The sequence below is a fragment of the Kribbella sp. NBC_00359 genome (assembly GCF_036097425.1).
Lineage (GTDB): Bacteria > Actinomycetota > Actinomycetes > Propionibacteriales > Kribbellaceae > Kribbella.
The window spans coordinates 7,217,506-7,236,838 of sequence record NZ_CP107975.1; the positions used below are offsets into that span (position 1 = coordinate 7,217,506).

Sequence of the window (19,333 nt, forward strand, 5' to 3'; positions counted from 1 at the left end):
GGATGATCGCAGTATGGCGACGGCGCACGTGGGTGACCCGGTGCGGGATGGGTCGGCCCTGGCTGTCGAGGGGTTGGGCAAGCGGTTCGGCGAGCGGGTTGCGTTCGACGGGGTCTCGTTCGAGATCGGGTACGGCGAGGTGTTCGGGTTCCTCGGGCCGAACGGTGCCGGGAAGACGACGATGGTGCGGACGCTGGGGACGCTGATCGCGCCGACGTCGGGTACGGCGACGGTCGCCGGGATCCCGTTGACACCGGACAACGGCGTACAGATCCGCCGGCGGATCGCGATCATGCCCGAGGCACCGGGGCTGTATCTCCGGCTGAGCGTGCAGGAGAACCTCGAGTGCTTCGCCGATCTCTACGAAGTGCCGCACCCCGGCGACCGCGTCGAGCGCGCCTTGGCTGCCGTCAACTTGACCGACCGCGCCCGGGACGCGTGCGGCGCGCTGTCCAAGGGCCTCCGGCAGCGCGTCTCGCTGGCGCGTGCGCTGCTGAGTGATCCGGAGGTGCTGTTCCTCGACGAACCCACCTCGGGGCTCGACCCGGTGGCTGCGCGCGACGTTCACACGCTCGTGGACGATCTCCGGCGGCGCGGCGTGACCATCTTCCTCACGACGCACCGGTTGGAAGAGGCTGAGCGCCTGTGCGATCGCGTCGCGATCCTGAACACCACTCTGCGCACGATCGGCCGTCCTGACGAGCTGCGCGACAGACTGTTCGCCAAGACGCTGAGGATCAGGATCGCGGCGCCGCTCGCCGACCCGCGGCGCGTCTTCGAAGGCCTGCCAGGTGTTGAGGGTTGGCATCCGGACGGCCCTGCCGCCTATGTCCTCGCCGTCTCCGATCCGGCCGCCGCGGCGCCGTCCGTGACACGGGCGCTCGTTGCCGACGGCGCCGACGTACTGTCGATCGGCGAGTCGCACCACTCACTCGAGGACGTCTACCTCGAGACGGTGGAGAACAGATCATGAGCCTCAGCGCGCGGCGGGTGCGAGCCGTCTTCACCAAGGAGGTGCGTGAGTTCCGACGCAACCGATCCATCACCGCCGGGATGGCGATCATCCCACTCGTCTTCAGCGTCCAGCCGCTGGTCAGCATCTTCGCGCTGCAGCCTGCCGCCTCGGCACCTCTCGCGCAGGAGCATGTGCTGCTCTACATGCTCGGCATCCCGGCCCTCGTCCCGTCGCTGATCGCGGCGTACTCGGTGGTGGGCGAGCGCCAGCAAGGCACCCTCGAGCCAGTGCTGACGACCCCCATCCGCGCCGACGAGTTGCTGCTCGGCAAAGCACTGGCCACCTTCCTGCCGGCCGTCGCGATCGCCTATGCGGTCTACGGCCTGTTCTTGCTCGCCGTCGCACTCTTCGCGGCCGACGGCGTCGCGTCAGCCCTCATCCGGCCTTCGGATCTGGTCGCCCAGCTCCTGTTCACGCCGCTCCTGGCCGGCTGGTCCATCTGGCTCGCGATCGTCATCTCCACCCGCTCGAGCGACGTCCGCGTGGCCCAGCAGTTCGCGACGCTCGCGAGCCTCCCGACGGTCGCGCTGACCACCCTGATCGCCCTCAACGTCATCCAGCCCTCCCCCAGGCTCGCGGTCACCGCCGCGGCGGTCCTGATCCTCCTCAACGTGCTCGGCTGGAAGACCGCCGCCAAAGCCTTCGACCGCGAAACCCTGATCACCAACACGCGATCCTGACCCTCGTCGGTAAGCGCTTGCTATCGTGATCCGGTGATCTATGAGCTGAACCACGTCGGCGGTCGGGTCCAGGATCTCGACGCCAGCCTGGCGTTCTACACCGGGCTCGGCGCGGAGGTGGTCGACCGGTTGTTCATGACCGGTAGTCGCGTCCACCGGGTGCACATTCAGCTCGCGACCGGGCTGGTGGAGTTGCTGCACAACGAGGAGCCCGATCCGGACGCCACCTACGGGCTGAACCACGTCGGCTTCATGACCGACGACCTGGACGCGGACTACGCCCGCCTGATCGCCCTGGGGTACGCCGAACTCTCGTCCCCCAGGACAGCGAGCAGCGGCCAGGGCCGACTCGCCTTCCTCGCCGACCCGAACGGCGTACGCATCGAACTCCTGCAACGCTCGGAGGAGTTCCGCATCCCACCCATCGCCTCAGGTCCCGTACGCCGCCTGTCCCACATCGCACTGTTCGCACCGGACCTGGACGCGGCCACCGAGTTCTACGGCACCCACCTCGGCATGCAGCCCGTCCCGGACGACTCCCCGGGCACCGCCACGTTCCGCCTCGGCGCCGACGCCGTCAAACTCCACAAATCCTTGCCCCCAGCAACCACTTCCGTCAACCACCTCGCCCTCCTCACAACCGACAGCCGCCCCGCCACCCAGGACCCCGACGGCAACCGCCTCACGTTCCTCGAGGACCCAGGCACATGATGGGTGCGTGACCAGTGCAGAGGAGCCGGCGCCGACGAGATGTTGGTGTTGCGACAGGGAGTACGACGAGCGCGAGTTGGTGCGGTTGGGCGCTCATCCGGAGGTCGGGATCTGCGGTGCCTGCGCCGTCGACATCAAGCAGCGCGCCGGTCAGCGTCAGGACGAGCTCAGGCCGACCTGGGGCACGACGGTCCGGACCGGTGTACGCCGGCTACGCGACGGCGTGATCGCCCGGGGCTGGCACCAACGACCGCTGATCGGCCCGATCCTCCGCCGAATCAACCGCCACCTCCCGTGACCTCAGCCGACCGAGCCCGGCGGGCTGATCGCGGCGCGGAGTTGCTGGATCGACGGTACGGCGACGGGGGCGCCGGACTCGTTGCGGTACAGACGACAGGACAGACCGCACTCCCCCGCGGGAAACGGATCGACCCCATCGACCAATAGCGTGGGCGAGCCCGTCATGCCGAACCGCACGGCATCTGCGTCAGTTCTCACCACGCGCGTCACCACAGACAGGTCGGTCACCTGGCTGAGGTGATCGAGGAGAGTCGGCAGGTTCGGGCAGTCCGGGACGTGCAGGACCTCCAAGCTCGTCGGACCGCCTGTCCTTCGCATGCCCCCATCCTAGGAAGGCACCTATGACTGATGACGAGCGGTTGGTGGATGGTGTTGCCGACGGACTTGTTGTTGCTTACGGGATTCGGCCGGTGAGGGTCACGCGGATTGCTGCGGGGACGGCTACGGCTAACTTTCTTGTCACCGAGGAGTCGGGTGGGCGGTGGTTTGCGAAGGTTTATCGGGATGGCGGCGGGCTGGAGCGCGAGCGGGCTGCCGTGGAGTTGGCCGAGTTTGCGCGGGCGGGAGGTGTCCCGGTTCCCGGCGTACGGCGTACTTGCGCGGGCGAGCTGATTGCGGACAACGGGTCGCCGGCGATGTCGGTGTGGGAGTACGTCGCGGACGCCGAGACCGCCGAGGGCGGACTGACCGGAGCGCGGTGGCGGGCTGTCGGGGCCGTGCTTGGTCGGCTGCACCGGCGGCTCGCGAGTCATCCGGCGGCGGCACCGGCTCGGGTCGGCGCGGGCGGAGTCCGCGATGTCGAGCGGTCGCGGGATCTCCTGGACCGGCTGATCAGCGAGTACGGGCGGCGCAGCGGGCTGAGCTCCTTCGAGGTGTTCGCGCTGGAGGCCGCCCGGGAGAAGCGGTCGTTGCTGGATCGCGTCGGCGGCATCCTCGAGCGTCTCCCCGAGCTGACCCAACAGATCGTGCACGGCGACCTGGCCGGCCCGAATCTGCTGCTGCGTGGTGATGCGGTCGCGGCCGTGATCGACTTCCAGCCGCCGACCTCACGCTCCGTGGCGTGGGAGATCGCGCGGATCGGCTGCGATCCCAGGACGATCGTCCTCGGGGATCAGTGGATGACCGGGCTGCCAGAGCTTCTCCTGGCGTATCGCGAGGAGCACCCCGCGGCCCGAACGGACGACCTCATCGCCACCCTCGCCGTCGGCTGCGCCTACACGCTGGCCTCGACCTACCCACTCACTGAGCCGCTCGACAACCCGGGCGCCGTCGATGCATCGCTCGAGGCCTATGGCCGAGCCCGGCACGAGGCGGCGCTCATCATGCTGGCACAGCTCGACGAGGTCGAGGCGGTACTCCGTGACCGTGTCCGGTGAGGCGTGGATACTGGGGTGATGCGGCGGACCACGGAAGCGCCGGAGCGGCACCTGCGGCAGGCGGATCCGGTGCTCGGCTCGATCATCGATGATGTCGTGCGGGCCAACGGCGGGCCGCTGACCGTCGAGCCGGACCCAGCACTGACGCCCGACCCGAACCTTCCGAGTGAGCACTTCGCCGTACTCCTGCGCGCGATCGTCAGCCAGAACATCTCGAACCTCGCGTCGCGCGCCATCTTCCAGCGTCTGCGGGATCGCTTCGGCGGGACGCCGCCGACGCCGCAGGAGATCCTGGCCGACGATCCCGACGAACTGCGCACCTCGGTCGGGCTGTCGAGGGCCAAGACGGCCTCGCTCCGCTCGCTCGCCGAGCACGTCAGCTCCGGTGAGCTCGAGCTCGACCACCTGCACGAGCTGTCCGACGACGAGGTGGCCGCGCAGCTGATCGCGGTCAAGGGCATCGGCCGCTGGACCGCCGACATCTTCCTGATCTTCCACCTGCGGCGGCCGGACGTCCTGGCCGTCGGCGACCTGGAGATCCGCCGGATGGTCGAAAGGGCGTACAAGCTTCCGGGCCTGCCCGCGCCCGCGGAGCTGGAGCGCATCGCCGAACCCTGGCGCCCGTACCGCACACTCGCGTGCCTCTACCTGTGGCAATGGGCGGAGACGGCCCGGCAGTCCTGAGGCATGATGGGCGGGTGCTGGGCTCCTCCGACATCGCCGAGCTCGCTCGCGAGCGGCTCGGATTCGACACGCTGCGCCCGGGACAGGAGGAATCCGTCCAGGCGGTCCTGGCGGGACAGGACACGCTCGCCGTCCTCGCCACCGGGACCGGCAAGACCGCGATCTACCAGCTCGCCGGACTGGCGCTCGGTGGAGTGACGATCGTGGTGAGCCCCTTGGTGGCTCTCCAACGGGACCAGTTGCGGGCCTTGTCCGAACACCCCGCAGGCGTCGAGGTCGCGGAACTGAACGCCAGTGACCACGCCGGTCGCCGGGCGGCTCACGACCTGCTGGCGAACAATCGTCCCGGCTTCGTGCTCATGTCGCCGGAGCAGCTCACGCATTCCGACGTACTCGACCTGCTCGCGGCGTCCCGGCCCCGGCTGGTGGCTGTCGACGAGGCTCACCTGGTGAGCGAGTGGGGCCAGGACTTCCGCCCCGACTACCTGCGGCTCGCGGCTGCCATCCGCGCTATGGGGCGGCCACCGACCCTCGCGCTGACCGCGACCGCCGCGCCACCGGTGCGCAAGGAGATCGTCCACCGGCTGGAGCTGCGCAGCCCGGCGGTGGTGGTCGGCGGATTCGACCGGCCGAACCTCAATCTCGCCGTGTTCACGTTCGCCGACGAGGAGACCAAGAACCGCCGGCTGCTCAGCCACGTCCGCTCCTCCCGCGGACCAGGCATCGTGTACGTCGCAACCCACCACCACGCCGAAGACCTCGCCGCAGAGCTCCAGATCGCCGGTGTGTCCGCGCAGGCGTACCACGCCGGCCTGTCGGCGCGGCAACGTCGTGAGGTCCAGGACGGTTTCCTCGCCGACCGGTACCGGGTCGTGGTCGCGACCATCGCCTTCGGGATGGGCATCGACAAGTCGGACATCCGCTGGGTCAGTCACGCCGAGGCCCCGGGCTCGATCGACGCGTACTACCAGGAGATCGGGCGCGCGGGCCGCGACGGCGAGCCGGCCGACATCGAGCTGTTCTTCCGCCACGCCAACCTCGGGCTCAACCGGTTCTTCGCCTCCGGCGGGGTGACAGACGAGGACCTCGAAGCCGTCGCCACCGCGATCAAGGAACACCGTCCGACCGACGTCGAGGAGCTCGCCACGACGACCCGGCTCAGTCCGGCCCGGGTCGAACGCGCGCTCGGCCGGTTGACCGACGCCCGGGTGGTTGCCATCGGCCACCAATTCCACCTGGCCGCCCGCACCACCGTCGACCAGGCGGTCGCCGCCGCCTCGGCCGTCGAGCACGATCGCCGCGAGGTCGCCCGCTCCCGGGTCGAGATGATGGCGGCGTACGCGGAGTACGGCGGGTGCCGCCGCGAGTGGCTGCTCAGCTATTTCGGCGAGCAGTACGACGGCCCGTGCGGCAACTGCGACAACGACCTGGCCGGCCGCACCGCCGCACCACCTCCCGACCAGCCCTTCCCCGTCGGCAGCCGCGTCAGACACCCCACCTTCGGACCCGGCCTGGTCGAACACTACGACGGCACTACGATGACCGTCCTCTTCGACCGCGTCGGCTACAAGGAACTCCGCACCGCCTTCATGACCCACAACCACCTACTCGAACCCGAATCCTGATCGACGGGTCATCGCGCCGTGGATGCTCGGGCCGCGGCTTCGGCTCTCGCCGCCTCGACGCGGTAGTCGTGGATCGGACGGTAGCGGTCGTACAGCATGGTCAGGATGCTGAACAGGAAGACGAAGAACAGCGTGTCGACCAGCCGCAGGCCGCCTTCGCCCCGGCTCAGCAGCAGGGCCGCGACTCCGACCAGGACGACGTTGGTCACGAAGACGACCAGGAACGAGACCCCGGCCGACTGCCACGAGTGGCCGCGCTTCGCCGCCCACAGCCCGAGCGCGGCATTGATGATCGCGAACACGGCGACGCCGAGGAAGATCTGCAGGCTGCTCGCCTCGACCCCGGGCAGGACCCGTCCGTAGATCACGCTGATCAGCCCGATCAGGAGGATCTTCTCCAGCGCCGCCTCGTCGAAGACCTTCCGGTGCTTGGCCTGCCACGCGGCGCGCCGGCTCGCGTCGGCGATCGCGGCCGGCAGCGGATCGGCCGCGAGCCGTAGGGACCAGTCGGCCTGCGGCAGCCGGGGGCGCACGACGAACACCAGGATCAGAATCAGGACGATGATGGCGGCGGCGAGCGCCGGACCGAACCAGGGCACGTCTCTGATCGTGTCGGTCACGTCGAGCTCCGCGATGTGCAGCCAGTACTCCTGCGGCAGCTTGATGAAGATCCAGATCGCCGCGGCCACCTTCACCCAGAACTTGAACCCGTAACGCAGCGGGTTCCACCGGGTGCGGACCGTTTCGTAGGCGATGAAGAAGTACTCGAACGTGTTCGGGAACACCAGCAACAGCCACCGCAGGCCGCTCAGCTCGAACGCCACCGCACCAATCTGCCGGTACAAGAACAGGAACCGGTTGATGCCGAACGCCGACATGTTCGTCCAGTTCCGCAGGCTCGCCGTGTACGCGACGGACAAATAGAACACGTCCATCGCCTTGTCGTAGCTCTGGTAGAACGGCGGGTTGAAACCGAACGCCTGGAAGATCGTCTGGTCGGCCGCATCGAGCACCAGGCAGGCGACGACCCCGGGCAGCGGATACTTCGGGATCAACAACGGCAGCGCGAAGCGTGCCGTCACCACGCTCCAGAACACGATGTCGACGGTCATACATCCCTCACGCCGTTGGCTGACGGTGCCCAGAGCCGGTGAGGTCGGGGCCTTTCGTAGAACGAGCCTAGGCGCGACCCTCGACGCGATCCTAGGCGTACTGTGCGCGGTTCTAGGCGCGCTGTGCGCGATGCAGAGCGCAGCACTCGGCCCGGTGCACATGCCTCGGGCCGAGTGCGGAGGATCCGCCGAGCGTCACGGGTGGACCTGTGAGCCGACACCGCTGTCGAGGCGGACTGATTCGAGGATGAGGAACGCGGTGCTGGCGGTGTAGACGTCGGCGGCGGCCAGCACGCCGGTGTACTTCTTGATCACCGGCGCGGCCGCGTAGTCGGCCTGCGCGTCCTGGTAGGTCTTGACCGCGGCCCAGGTGTTGTTGCCGTACTTGGTGAAGAACGGGGTCGGATCGACCGCGACCAGCGCCTTCTTCACGCCGTCGATGAGGTCGGCGACGTACTGCTGGTAGACGACCATGTCCTGCCGGGTGCCCGTCCGGCCCATGTGGCCGCCGATGAAGTGCTTCCACGGGTAGGACAAGGCCTTCGCGGGGGCCGCGATGGACCCGGGGACGTCCTCGTTGATGTTGAAGCTGGCGAACGGCACCCAGCCGGGCAGGTTGATGTCGACCAGCATCAGCGTGTCGTGGGCCGGCAGGTGGATGTAGATGTTGTCGGGCGTGTGGTTGGTGCCGTGCCAGGCCAGGTCGATCCGCTCCCCGCCGACGCGCAGCGTGCGACGGGTCTCGAAGGTCACGTCGGGTACGGGCCGCGCCGGATCGTTGTCCCGGGCAAGCAACCGCTTCGTCTCGACGTGGCCGACGCGGACCACGTGACGGCCGAACAAGGAGGATGCACCGAGGTGGTCGGCGTGATGGTGCGAGTAGACGATGTGCGTCACCTTGTTGGACACCCCGTTGGCGGACGCGATCTCGTCGATCGCGCGTTGCAGGTTGTGTCCGATGCTCGGGGGTGCGTCGAACAGCACCACCCCGTCCTTGGTGGTCAGGAAGGCGGCCTGGTAGGTGCCGTCGGTGACCCAGTACAGGTTCTTCTCCAACCGCCCGACGAAGTAGCCCTGCGCATTGACGGCCGGACCGAGGGCGGACGGCGGTATCGGCGCGTAGTCGGGCAACGTGTCGTCGGCAGCGGCAGCGGCCGGCTCGGCGAGGACTCCCCCGGCAACCGTGGCCAGCGCCGGAACGGAGGCGATCGCCGCGCCACGGGCGAGGAACGAGCGGCGATTCGTGGTCGAACTGGATGACATGGCGGACCTTTCCTGGGGTACGACGTCAGGCGCCGTAGGTCGGTACGACGACACCGCTGATCGGAGCCGCGGCGTCACTGACGAGGAAGATGATGGAGTCGGCGGCGGCGTCCGGTGCGACCGCGTGCGCCAGCGCCTCGGGACTGAGGTACGGCCGGTTCTTCGCCGTGTCGAGGATGTCTGGTGCGATGGCGTTGACCCGGATCCCGAGCGGACGGAGCTCCAGATCGAGCACGCGGGTCAGATGGACCAGCGCCGCCTTGCTCACGCTGTACGCCGCCATCCCGGCGGTCGGCTCCAGCCCGGGCTTGGCGGCCACATGCACGATGACGCCCGTACCGCGGTCTCTCATGTACGGCGCTACAGCCTGGGTCAGCCACAGCGCAGCGCCTGCGTTGACGTCGATCATGAGCCGCAGATCTTCCGGTGTCGCGTCGAGTGCGTCACCGAGGGCATAGGTGCCGAGGGTGTTGACCAGTACTTCGGGCGGACCGACCTCGGCGGCGATCCGGTCGACGAGCTCCTTGGCGACGGCCGGGTCGGTCGCGTCACCGACCTCGGAGCGGATGCCGTCCGGCAACTCCTTCAGGCCGTCGGCGTTGCGATCGACGGCGACCACCGTGAACCCGGCGGTTGCCAGTTTCTGTGCCGTCGACCGGCCGAGTTCGCCACCTGCGCCGACCACGATGGCCACTCGCGCGCTCATGGGTGCACCTGCGATCCGGTGCCGAGGTCGAGGCGGATGGACTGGAGGATGCTGAAGGTCGTGCTCGTGGTGAAGGCGGGTACGTCGGCGGCCCCCAGGACGCCCGTGTACTTGGCGATGACCGGCGCGGCCGCCTCAGCGGTGACGGCGTCCAGATAGCCACCCACACCGGCCCAGACGTTCGCGCCGTACTTGACGAAGTAGGGGGTCGGGTCGATCGAGGCCAGGGCGGCGTACGAGCTGTCGACGATGTCGGCGATGTACTGCTGGTGCAGGACCAGGTCGTCGCGAGTCCCCAGCCGGCCGAGGTGACCGCCGATGAAGTGGTTCCACGGGTAGTCCATCGCCTGCGCCGGAGCGCCGATGTACCCGGGCGCGTCCTCGCTCAGGTTGAGGTTGTAGATGGGCACCCAGCCCGCGTTCACGATGTCGACCAGCATGAGCGTGTCGTGGTCCGGGAAGTGGATGTAGATGTTGTCCGGCGAGTGGTTGGGCCCGTGATAGGCCAGCTCGACCCGCTCACCGCCGACCTCGAGCGTGAACGTGTCCTCGAAGGTGACCTCCGGCGCGGGCCGGGTCGCGTCGTTGTCGCGCAGCAGGAGCCTCCGGCTCTCCACGTGCCCGATGCGCACGACGTCGTCGCCGAACAGGTTCGCCGCACCGGCGTGGTCGGCGTGGTGGTGCGAATAGACCAGATGCGTCACCGTGTTGCCGATGCCCTCGGCCGCCGCGACCTCGTCCACGGCCCGGCGCAGGTTGTGGCCGATGGTCGGCGGGGCGTCGAACAGGACCACACCGTCGGCCGTCGCCAGGAACGCCGACTGGTAGGTGCCGTCGGTGACCCAGAACAAGTTGCGCTCGACGCGGCCGACGAAATACCCCTGGTCGTTCAGGGCCGGGCCGAAGGCCGCCTCGGGGACCGGCACGTAGTCCGGTAGGTCGTTCTCGCGTGTACTCGACGTACTCATGATCACCCTCTGTTTCGTTCCGCATCGATCAAGGCGGGTTCAGCTTCGCCAGAGGGCTGGTGAGAGGTCGTCACCTGATTCCAGTGATCTCCGCGAGTACGCTGACCGGGTGCACGGGCTCATCGACCGTCGCGACCTGATCGCCGCGCTGGACCAAGCCGTGGACAAGCACGTCACGGTCATCTCCGCGCCCGCCGGTAGTGGGAAGACGTCGCTACTCCAGGCGTGGGCCGCCCGCCGGCGCCAGGACCGCCGGATCGCCTTCCTGTCGGTCAAGCCCGGCCAGCACGACGCGCAACTGTTCTGGCTCACCCTGCTGGGCGCGATCCGCGGCACCGAGGCCCCGCCCCCGGCACCTGGGTTCAACGGCCGGGCCATGGTCGACAAGGTGCTGTCCGAGCTCACGGCGTACGGCGGGCCCGTCGTCCTGATCATCGACGACCTGCACGAGCTGACGTCCGCCGAGGCCACCGACCAGCTCACGGTTCTGTTGACGAACCTCCCCGCAGATATCCACGCGATCGTGGCCACCCGCCGCGACCTTCCGCTGCGCCTGCATCAACTCCGGCTGGCGGGAGAGCTGGCCGAGATCCGCGCCGCGGAGTTGCGGTTCACCGAGGACGAGACGCGCAAGCTGCTGACCGCCGCCGGGATCACGCTGCCCGACCAGGCGGTGACCACGCTGTACGAGCGGACCGAAGGCTGGGCGGCCGGGCTGCGGCTGGCCGTCCTGTCGCTGGCCGGGCACCCGGATCCGGAACGGTTCGTGGCCGAGTTCTCCGGCAGTGACCGCACGGTCGCCGAGTACCTGATGGCCGAGATGCTGGACCGGCAGCCACCAGAGGTGCAACGTCTGCTGCTGCGGACCTCCCTGCTCGACCAGGTCAACGGCGAGCTGGCCGACCTCCTCACCGGCTCAGGTGGATCGGAGCGGATCCTGCTGGATCTCGAGGACGCCAACGCGTTCGTCGTGTCACTCGACCCCGCGCGCTCCTGGTTCCGCTACCACCACCTGTTCGGCGGTCTGCTCCGGCTGGAACTGCGCCGTACCGTCCCCGGAGACGTCCCGGAGCTGCACCGGATCGCCGCGCGGTGGTTCGCCGATCACGGCGGCACCGCTGACGCCATCCACCATCTGCAGGCCGCCGGTGACTGGACCGACGCCGCCCACCTGCTGACCGACCACGCCCTCAGCCTCACCCTCGACGGTCAGGCCGGGACGGTGGCCGTGCTCTTGCGCACCTTCCCGGCCCGGATCGGCGAGGACTTCCCCGGGCTGGCCCTGGTGTACGCGATCGCCGATCTCGACCAGCTCCACCTCGACCAGGCCGACGCACACCTCGACGTGGTCAGGGCGTACGCCGAGACGACGCCGCCGGACCAGCAGCACCAACTGCGGTTGGCCCTCGCATCCCTGGACCTGCTGTCGGCGCGGCTTCGCGGTCATTTCGACAGCGTCTTCGAGCAGGTGGACGCGCTGCCGGCAACGGCCTACGGACAGACCAACGCCGAAGTGGCCCTGGGCAACGATCTGCGGGCCATCGCGCTGCTGAATCTCGGCGTCACGCAGGCGTGGTCGCTGCGACTGGCAGAGAGCGAGAAGAGTCTGTCGGAGGGCGCGGCTCTCGCCCACGACATCGGGCGGCCGTACCTGGAGGTGGCCTGCCTCGCCCACCTCGGTTTCGCGGTCACTGGCCGGTCCTACGCCCTCGCCCGGCAGCATTGCGAGAACGCCATCGCGCAGGCGGCGCTGCACGGCTGGGACGCCGAGCCGGTGATCGCGCCGGCCCAGGCGACACTCGCCGGGCTCCTCATCTCGGCGGGCGAGTTCGACCGCGGCGAAGAATGGCTGGAGCGTGCCAGGCGTGCCACCGAGGCCGGCGCGGAGCCAGGCGTCCGCCTGCTCATCCATCTGATCACTGCGATGCTCCGGGCGGCGCGGGGACGGCTGCCCGAGGCACTGGCCGAGCTCGGCGCCGCCGAGCAGATGCGCGCTCGCATCACCGGGAAACACGCTTTGACGTCGCGAGTCACCGGCTGGACGATCGCCACCCAGGCCCGTCTCGGGGAGATCGATCAGGCCCGCGCCACCCTCGCCGCGGTCGACGACCAACTGGCAGCGGCCGGCGAGATCCGCACCGCGGCCGCGGTGGTCCGCCTCGCCGAGCACGATCCAGCCGGCGCTCGCCGCGAACTCCGGCCCGTCCTCGATCGCGCCGCCCCGATCAACCCGTACGCCACGCTGATCGAGGCTCACCTCCTGGATGCGCTCGCCTGCCGCGACCTGGGCGACGAGCGCGCGGCACGGGCGGCCCTGGAGCGCGCGCTGCAGCTGGCCGAACCGGACCGGCTGATCGTCCCCTTCGCGATGACCGGCGCCCGGGAGCTGCTGACGGCCCTGCCACCGCACGGTACGTCGCACGCCGCACTCATCACCGACATCCTCGACGCCGTCCACGGCGACAGCCCGACCAGCACTACACCTCCCGAGCCGGTCGAGAAGCTCAGCCCCACCGAGCTCCGCGTGCTCCGCTACCTGCCGACCAACCTGACCAGGCCCGAGATCGCTACGGAGCTGTCGGTGTCGCTGAACACCGTGAACACCCACATCCGCCGCATCTACACCAAGCTGGGCGCCAGCGACCGATCCTCGGCCGTCCAGCGTGGCCGGGACCTGCGCCTGCTGTCAGTCGGCCGCGCGTGACCAGCCCTCGAGCCGATACGTGCGCTTCGCGTTGCCGCCGTACAGGAGATCTCGATCGGACGGGCTCAGTGTCGGGAGAGCGGCGTCGAGTGCGGTGCGGATCTCGTCGTACGTGCCGACGAGCAGGCAGACCGGCCAGTCGGAGCCGAAGAGCAGACGGTCTGGGCCGAACCAGTGCACGACGCGCTCGACGAAGGGGCGGAGGTCCGCCGCGGTCCAGGTGCTCCAGTTCGCCTCGGTGACCATCCCCGACAACTTCACGGCGACGTTCGGCGCCGCGGCGAGACCAGGCATCCGCTCTGTCCATTCCGGATCGGCGCCGGCCGCGATGCGTGGTTTCGCCCCGTGGTCAAGGACGAACCGAAGGTCCGGAAAGGCCCGGACGACATCCACTGCCGCAGGTAGCTCGCGGGCCCGGACGAGCAGGTCGTACGACAACCCACGCTGCAGAACCGCGGCGAGACCGCGTCGTACGTCGTCCCTCCCCAGCCACTCGGGGTCAGCCTCGTCGTGCACCTGATGGCGGATGCCGACCAACCGGCTCCCGCCCGGCCCGTCGAGCAACTCGTCCAGGTCGTCGCGCACCGCGGGCGACGTCAGGTCGACCCAGCCGACGACGCCGGCGACGAAGTCATTGGCGGCTGCCAACTGCAGGAACTCCCGTGTCTCGGCGACGCTGGAGATGGTCTGGACCAGGATGGTGCCGTCGATGTCCGCCGCACGCAGTACGGGGCGGAGGTCGTCCGGTGTGAACGCCCGTCGGACCGGATCCATCGCGTCACCGGCCATCCACGGATACTCGTGCCGCGCCGGATCCCAGAAGTGCTGATGTGCGTCGATTCGCATGGCCTACTCCGGTGTCGGTACGTCGGGATCGAGCAGTCCCGCGGCTCGAAGATCAGCCCACAGGCCGGCCGGGATCTCGCAGCCGAACAGCGCCAGATCCATCTCGAGCTCGTCGATCGTCCGAGCCCCCACCAGCACCGTGCACACCCGCGAATGCGCCAGCGGGAACTGCAGTGCCGCCGCAGCGAGGGGTACGTCGTACCGCCGGCAAACCTCCCGAATCGCCGCAGCCTTTGCGAGGACCGAGTCGGCGGCCGGGATGTAGTCGAACGACGCTCCCGGCGCCGGATCGACGAGAACCCCGCTGTTGAAGACACCACCGATCACCACCGAGGTCCCCCGGGCCTCGCACGCAGGTAGCAGGTCCGACAGCGCGGACTGATCCAGCAATGTGTAGCGACCCGCGAGCAGAACGACATCCAAGTCACACGAGCGAACGAGTTCGGCGAGTGGAGCCGAGTTGTTCATCCCGGCGCCGATTGCGCGGACCAACCCGGCCTCCCGCAGCTCGCGGAGAGCGGCGTACCCGGTGGACGCGGCCGCGGCCAGATGCTGGTCCGGGTCATGCAGCAGGAGAACGTCGAAGTGATCGAGCCCGGTTCGTTCCAGGCTCTCCTCGACCGACCGGCGAACGCCGTCATAGCTGAAGTCCCACACCGGACCCGCCGCCGGCACATCCCGATAGAACGGGACACCGTCGTGGTACTGCGTCTCGTCCCGCGGAGCGTCCTCCCGCAGCAGTCGGCCGACCTTCGTCGAGGTGATGAGCTCGTCCCGCGCCACCTTCGCCACCGCCTGCCCGACCCTCGACTCGGCGAGCCCATGCCCGTACAGCGGGGCAGTGTCGAGGTAACGGACACCCAACGCCAGAGCGCGATCCACCACCGCCACGGCGTCCGCGTCGCTGATCGCCTGCTGAAAGTTGCCCAGGGCAGCGGTCCCCAACCCGATCCGCGGGACGATCAGGCCGGTGCTGCCCATCCGGTCAGTCATTCGACGTCCGCCGGCCGACGCCCTTGAGCTGCCACTTCTCCCTGGCCTGCTTGAGGACAGCCGTCGACGCTCCCGGAGTCTGCGGCCGTTCGGCGAACCCTTCGTTCACGACGCTGCGCTCCTCGAAGACGTCTTGTGTCCACGGGATGAACTCCAGCAGCGCCGGGCTCTCGCTCAGTACGACGCCGGCGAGGTGCTGATGGACCTGCATCATGTCCCCGGCATGCGGGACCAGCCGCAGACTGTGCCCCGCCGCCTGGTGGGCGACCCGCAACCACTCGGTCACACCGCCGAGCCGGGTTACGTCAGGCTGGACCACGCGGAGGGCGTCCGCGGCCATGAAACAGGCGAACGCGTGGTACGAGTACAGGCTCTCCCCCGCAGCGACATCGACCGTCCCCACCGCCTGCAGCCGCTGGTGCGCGCCGAGATCGTCGGCGTGCACGGGCTCCTCGATCCAGTCCAGCTCGGCCTCGGCCAGAACCGGCATGATCCGCTGGGCGGTGGCGAGGTCCCACCGTTGATTGGCGTCGGCCATCACTGTGATGTCCGATCCGACCGCCTTCCGTACGGCGCGCACCCGGGCCGCGTCCTCACGCCAGTCGGCCTTGCCGACCTTGATCTTCACCCGTCGCCAGCCGCGGTCGATCAGCGAACCGAGATCGCGGACCACCTCCGCGACACTCAGGTTCAACCAGCCGCCATCGGTGTTGTACGTCTCGATCGGGTCGGCCGAGCCACCGAGCAGGCGCCAGAGCGGTACCCCGGCACGCTGCGCGGCGAGATCCCACAGGGCGATGTCGACCATCGACAGAGCCATGTGGACGACGCCGGCCCGGCCGATCCAGTGCGTCGGCAACCAATAGAGCCGTTTCCAGGTGCCGAGGATGTCCTCCGACGAAGCGCCGACCAGCGCGGGTGCGTAGTACTGGTCGATGACGTGGCAGAGCAGCTCGGGTCCGCAATGGACTCCGGAGATCCCGGTACCGACCCGGCCGTCCGCCGTACGGATCTCCACCACCGGGACGATCCAGGACTTCAGCGCCGCGGTCGAGTCCGCCAGCGGCTGCACCAGCGGTACGGCGAGCGCGTAGGTCTCGATCGAGACGATGACGTTGCCCTCGTCGCCCGGGACCAGGTCGGTCTGCGCCGGCGACAGCAGCCCCAGCGCGTCATCCGGCAGCTTGAACTCCACTCCACACCCCTTTGTTCGCACGTCATTCGGCACCGCCATTCAGACATGCCGGTCTGGTCCGCCACAACGCCGAAGTACGAATGCAGAGGTTTCGTACGACGAATACCGATGGCCGATCGCATCCGGCCCGGCTGATAGCGTCCGAATCACCAAGGTCGTTCGGAAAGGAGACAGCCGGTCATGGATGTCGAGCTGGCCTGGCTCCGCACCTGGCTCGAAGTGGTCGATTCCGGCGGGTTCGCCCGCGCGGCCGCCCGAATGCATCTTTCCCAGCCTCGGGTGTCGGCGCGCGTCGCCAGCCTCGAGCGTTCGCTGGGATGTGTGCTGATCGAACGGCGCATGCGTCCGCTGACGCTGACCGACGACGGCCGGCGGCTCCTCCCTCGGGCCCGGCTGATCGTGACCGAGGTGGACGACACGGTCTCCGACCTGCGCGCAACGGCCGGATCGATCACCGGGAAGCTGGCCATCGCGAGCTTCGCCAGCGGGAGCTCGGAGTTCCTCCCCGGCATCCTGAAGCAGCTGCGGACCGCCAACCCCTTGCTCGAGATCGCCGTCCTCGACGGCGACGTCCAGATCAGCGACGAGTGGCTGTCGGACCGGCGCGCGGCGGTCGCCCTCCGTCCGCTCCGGCCGGAACCGGCCGACCACGCCTGGATCCACCGCGGCCTCTGGCGCGAGCCGTTCGTCGTGCTGGCGCCACCTGGCCATCCGATCCTCGCCGCGGACGCGATCGGCCTCGAGGACGTGGCGGCGCACCCGATGATCACGATCGGCGATCCACTCGGCGATCCCAGCCTGGGCTACGAGGCCTGGTCGGCGATGCAGTCGAGCCGGATCGAGCCGGCCGGGGGCATCGTCTCCCACCAGCCGACCACGCTCGCGGCCATGGTCCGAGCCGGGCACGGCATCGGCCTGATCAACGGCCTCGCCGCGGCGATGGTGCGCACGGACGGTCTGGAGGTACGCCAGGTGGACAGTGCGCAGCTCTACCGCGATGTCGGCGTGTGGTGGCCCTCCGAGCGACCGCTCAGCCGGGCCGCCCAGGCCTTCGTCGACCTCGTGCTCGCGGCGGAATGCCCGGCCGGGACGCAGCCCATCCCGGCCGCCTGACCTATTCGCCGGACGAATACTCCCCATCCGGTATGCGTCGTTGCACCGGACAGCACGCGCATGACTGAATGTCGGTGAGGTTAATCCTTCGAGTCGAGCCGCATTCACGGCGGTCATTCCTGAAAACGACTCGCCGCAATTGTTCCGCGAAGGAGCTCACCGTGGTGACACTTGCCACCGGCACGCCGTCACATCTCCGAAAAACCAGGGGTCCCGCGCATCGGTCGGACTGGCGGCTCGCGGTCGTCCTCATTCTTCCGGCCGCCGTGGGATTCATCGTCTTCGCCGCCGGTCCGGTGCTGCGCGGCATTTACCTGAGCTTCACCAGATTCCGGATCCTGACCCCGGCCACCTGGACCGGTCTGGACAATTATCGCCGTCTTCTCGGTGACGACGTCTTCTGGAAATCGCTCGGTGTCACCGTGCAATACGTCGTACTCTCGGTGGTCCTCGGCCTGGCCGTGTCGCTGGCGACCGCGGTGATCATGCACCGGCTGACCCGGTCGACGGTCGTCCGTGGGCTCGTGCTGCTGCCGTTCCTGGTGTCCGGCGTCGTCGCGGCGCTGGTCTGGCAGTGGATGCTCGATCCGGGACTCGGCATCGTCAACGTGGCCGTCAAGGCGGTCACCGGGCACGACATCCTCTTCCTCGGCTCCCAGGGCTGGGTCGTCCCGACGCTCGCCTGCATCGGTGTGTGGAAGGCGATGGGCTACAACGCGATCCTGATCTTCGCCGGCCTGCAGACGATTCCGGCGCAGATCTACGAGGCCGGCCGGCTGGACGGCGCGAGCGAGCCGCGGATGTTCGCGCACCTCACGCTGCCGCTGCTGCGTCCCATCCTCGCGCTGGTGACGGTCCTGACGGTCATCGGCTCGTTCCAGGTGTTCGACCTGGTCGCCGTGACCACCAAGGGCGGGCCGGCCAACGCCTCGAACGTGCTGCCGCTCTACATCTACAGCAAGGGCTTCGCCGAGTTCGACTTCGGCTACGCGCTGACGATGTCGATGGCCCTGTTCATCCTCCTGCTGGCCATCACGTTCGTCCAGATGCGGTTGCTGCGAGCCAACGAGTCCGACACGAACTGAGGGCGCAACCATGACGACCACACTCCCCCAGGTGACGCACGCCCCGGCACGGCCGGATCTGCCACCGCAACGCCGCAAACCCCCCATCGGCAAGACCGTGGCCTGGGTCTATCTCGTCCTCTTCCTCGCCGTCACGATCTTCCCGTTCTACTGGATCCTCCGTACTGCGCTGTCCAACAACTACGCGTTGATCGACCACCCGTCCTCGCTGCTCCCGGTCGACCTCACTCTCGGACCGTTCGAGCGCGTCCTCGGGCTGGCGACCCGCGAGCAGGCCGTCGCCGAGGGCGGGTCCGGCGCCACCATCCAACTCGGGCTCTACCTGCGGAACTCGGTCATCTACGCGACCACGCTGACCGTGCTCGTGGTGTTCTCCTCGCTGCTCGCGGCGTACGCGTTCGCCCGGCTGCACTGGCGGGGCAGAGACCTCGTCTTCGGCCTCTTCCTGAGCGCGCTGATGATCCCGGGGATCATGACGCTGCTCCCGAACTTCGTCCTGATCCACGACCTGGGTCTCACCAACACCTTCGCCGGCCTGATCCTGCCGGGGGCGCTGTTCTCAGCGTTCGGCATCTTCTTCCTGCGCCAGTTCATGCTCGGACTGCCGACCGAGATCGAGGACGCCGCGCTCATCGACGGACTCGGCCGGTTCCGGCTGCTGTTCCGGATCACGGTCCCGATGAGTCAGGGTCCGCTGACCACGCTGGCGTTGCTGACCTTCATCAACGCCTGGAACGACTACTTCTGGCCGCTGATGGTGGCCGGCAACTCGAACGTCAAGCCGCTGACCGTTGCCCTCGGCGTCTTCCAGCAGGCCTCGCCGCAGACCCAGCCGGACTTCGCCGGCCTGATGGCGGCCGCCCTCGTCGCGGCCTTCCCGATGCTCGTCATCTTCATGCTCTTCGGCCGGCGCATCGTCGACTCGATCGGCTTCACCGGACTCCGGTAGCCGGCCAC

General features: G+C 68.8%; 19 protein-coding genes. 11 read left to right on the forward strand and 8 right to left on the reverse strand.

Going from position 1 to position 19,333, the window contains the following annotated elements:
• The first annotated feature begins 13 nt into the window (after positions 1-13).
• From OG876_RS35090 to OG876_RS35105, 4 genes are read left to right on the forward strand one after another with little or no spacing between them, the layout of a single operon-like run.
• The gene (locus OG876_RS35090; RefSeq protein WP_328520997.1) at positions 14-973 is read left to right on the forward strand and encodes an ABC transporter ATP-binding protein; all 960 of its coding nucleotides are present in this window, start codon (positions 14-16) and stop codon (positions 971-973) included.
• Positions 970-1,695: an ABC transporter permease gene (locus OG876_RS35095; RefSeq protein WP_328520998.1), complete on the forward strand. Its 726-nt coding sequence runs from the start codon at positions 970-972 to the stop codon at positions 1,693-1,695. The genes OG876_RS35090 and OG876_RS35095 overlap by 4 nt, the downstream gene beginning before the upstream one ends.
• Positions 1,696-1,728: 33 nt before the next feature.
• Positions 1,729-2,406, forward strand: a complete 678-nt coding sequence (locus OG876_RS35100; protein WP_328520999.1) for a VOC family protein — start codon at positions 1,729-1,731, stop codon at positions 2,404-2,406.
• A gap of 7 nt (positions 2,407-2,413) precedes the next feature.
• Positions 2,414-2,704, forward strand: coding sequence for a hypothetical protein (locus tag OG876_RS35105; RefSeq protein WP_328521000.1), 291 nt, complete (start codon positions 2,414-2,416; stop codon positions 2,702-2,704).
• 2 nt (positions 2,705-2,706) lie between these two features.
• On the opposite strand, the gene OG876_RS35110 is transcribed toward OG876_RS35105, so the two are convergent.
• Positions 2,707-3,024 carry a hypothetical protein gene (locus OG876_RS35110; RefSeq protein WP_328521001.1) on the reverse strand — a complete coding sequence of 106 codons (318 nt, stop codon included), beginning with the start codon at positions 3,022-3,024 and terminating at the stop codon, positions 2,707-2,709.
• A 23-nt stretch (positions 3,025-3,047) separates the two neighbouring features.
• Between OG876_RS35110 and OG876_RS35115 the strand changes: the two genes are divergently transcribed.
• From OG876_RS35115 to OG876_RS35125, 3 genes are read left to right on the forward strand one after another with little or no spacing between them, the layout of a single operon-like run.
• Positions 3,048-4,082: a phosphotransferase enzyme family protein gene (locus tag OG876_RS35115; RefSeq protein WP_328521002.1), complete on the forward strand. Its 1,035-nt coding sequence runs from the start codon at positions 3,048-3,050 to the stop codon at positions 4,080-4,082.
• A gap of 18 nt (positions 4,083-4,100) precedes the next feature.
• A complete protein-coding gene (locus OG876_RS35120) occupies positions 4,101-4,766 on the forward strand; it encodes a DNA-3-methyladenine glycosylase family protein (RefSeq protein WP_328521003.1) in 666 nt (221 codons plus the stop codon).
• Positions 4,767-4,780: 14 nt separating this feature from the next.
• Positions 4,781-6,391 (forward strand): RecQ family ATP-dependent DNA helicase, encoded by a 1,611-nt coding sequence (locus OG876_RS35125; RefSeq protein ID WP_328521004.1) that lies wholly within the window; start codon positions 4,781-4,783, stop codon positions 6,389-6,391.
• An 8-nt stretch (positions 6,392-6,399) separates the two neighbouring features.
• On the opposite strand, the gene OG876_RS35130 is transcribed toward OG876_RS35125, so the two are convergent.
• From OG876_RS35130 to OG876_RS35145, 4 genes are all read right to left on the reverse strand, one after another.
• Entirely contained in the window at positions 6,400-7,503 is a 1,104-nt protein-coding gene (locus tag OG876_RS35130; protein ID WP_328521005.1) for a hypothetical protein, read from the reverse strand.
• Positions 7,504-7,698: 195 nt separating this feature from the next.
• Positions 7,699-8,766: an MBL fold metallo-hydrolase gene (locus OG876_RS35135; RefSeq protein ID WP_328521006.1), complete on the reverse strand. Its 1,068-nt coding sequence runs from the start codon at positions 8,764-8,766 to the stop codon at positions 7,699-7,701.
• A 25-nt stretch (positions 8,767-8,791) separates the two neighbouring features.
• Complete coding sequence (locus tag OG876_RS35140; protein ID WP_328521007.1) at positions 8,792-9,472, reverse strand: SDR family NAD(P)-dependent oxidoreductase; 681 nt, start codon at positions 9,470-9,472, stop codon at positions 8,792-8,794.
• Positions 9,469-10,440, reverse strand: coding sequence for an MBL fold metallo-hydrolase (locus tag OG876_RS35145; RefSeq protein WP_328521008.1), 972 nt, complete (start codon positions 10,438-10,440; stop codon positions 9,469-9,471). The genes OG876_RS35140 and OG876_RS35145 overlap by 4 nt, the downstream gene beginning before the upstream one ends.
• A 109-nt stretch (positions 10,441-10,549) precedes the next feature.
• Here OG876_RS35145 and OG876_RS35150 point away from each other — a divergent pair, with 109 nt between their 5' ends.
• Positions 10,550-13,144, forward strand: coding sequence for a LuxR C-terminal-related transcriptional regulator (locus tag OG876_RS35150; RefSeq protein ID WP_328521009.1), 2,595 nt, complete (start codon positions 10,550-10,552; stop codon positions 13,142-13,144).
• Here the strand turns inward: OG876_RS35150 and OG876_RS35155 are convergent.
• Genes OG876_RS35155 through OG876_RS35165 form a run of 3 tightly spaced genes read right to left on the reverse strand, consistent with a single transcriptional unit; the run spans position 13,127 to position 16,178 of the window.
• A complete protein-coding gene (locus OG876_RS35155; RefSeq protein ID WP_328521010.1) occupies positions 13,127-13,990 on the reverse strand; it encodes an amidohydrolase family protein in 864 nt (287 codons plus the stop codon). The genes OG876_RS35150 and OG876_RS35155 overlap by 18 nt on opposite strands.
• Positions 13,991-13,993: 3 nt before the next feature.
• A complete protein-coding gene (locus OG876_RS35160) occupies positions 13,994-14,983 on the reverse strand; it encodes an aldo/keto reductase (RefSeq protein ID WP_328521011.1) in 990 nt (329 codons plus the stop codon).
• Complete coding sequence (locus OG876_RS35165; protein WP_328521012.1) at positions 14,976-16,178, reverse strand: mandelate racemase/muconate lactonizing enzyme family protein; 1,203 nt, start codon at positions 16,176-16,178, stop codon at positions 14,976-14,978. Before OG876_RS35165 ends, OG876_RS35160 begins: the two co-directional genes overlap by 8 nt.
• Before the next feature lie 180 nt (positions 16,179-16,358).
• Between OG876_RS35165 and OG876_RS35170 the strand changes: the two genes are divergently transcribed.
• The 3 genes from OG876_RS35170 to OG876_RS35180 all read left to right on the forward strand — a co-directional run bounded on the left by OG876_RS35170 (position 16,359) and on the right by OG876_RS35180 (position 19,325).
• Positions 16,359-17,291, forward strand: a complete 933-nt coding sequence (locus OG876_RS35170; RefSeq protein WP_328521013.1) for a LysR family transcriptional regulator — start codon at positions 16,359-16,361, stop codon at positions 17,289-17,291.
• Between the two features lie 161 nt (positions 17,292-17,452).
• Positions 17,453-18,376 (forward strand): carbohydrate ABC transporter permease, encoded by a 924-nt coding sequence (locus tag OG876_RS35175; protein WP_328521014.1) that lies wholly within the window; start codon positions 17,453-17,455, stop codon positions 18,374-18,376.
• Between the two features lie 10 nt (positions 18,377-18,386).
• Positions 18,387-19,325 carry a carbohydrate ABC transporter permease gene (locus OG876_RS35180; protein WP_328521015.1) on the forward strand — a complete coding sequence of 313 codons (939 nt, stop codon included), beginning with the start codon at positions 18,387-18,389 and terminating at the stop codon, positions 19,323-19,325.
• Positions 19,326-19,333 lie beyond the last annotated feature (8 nt).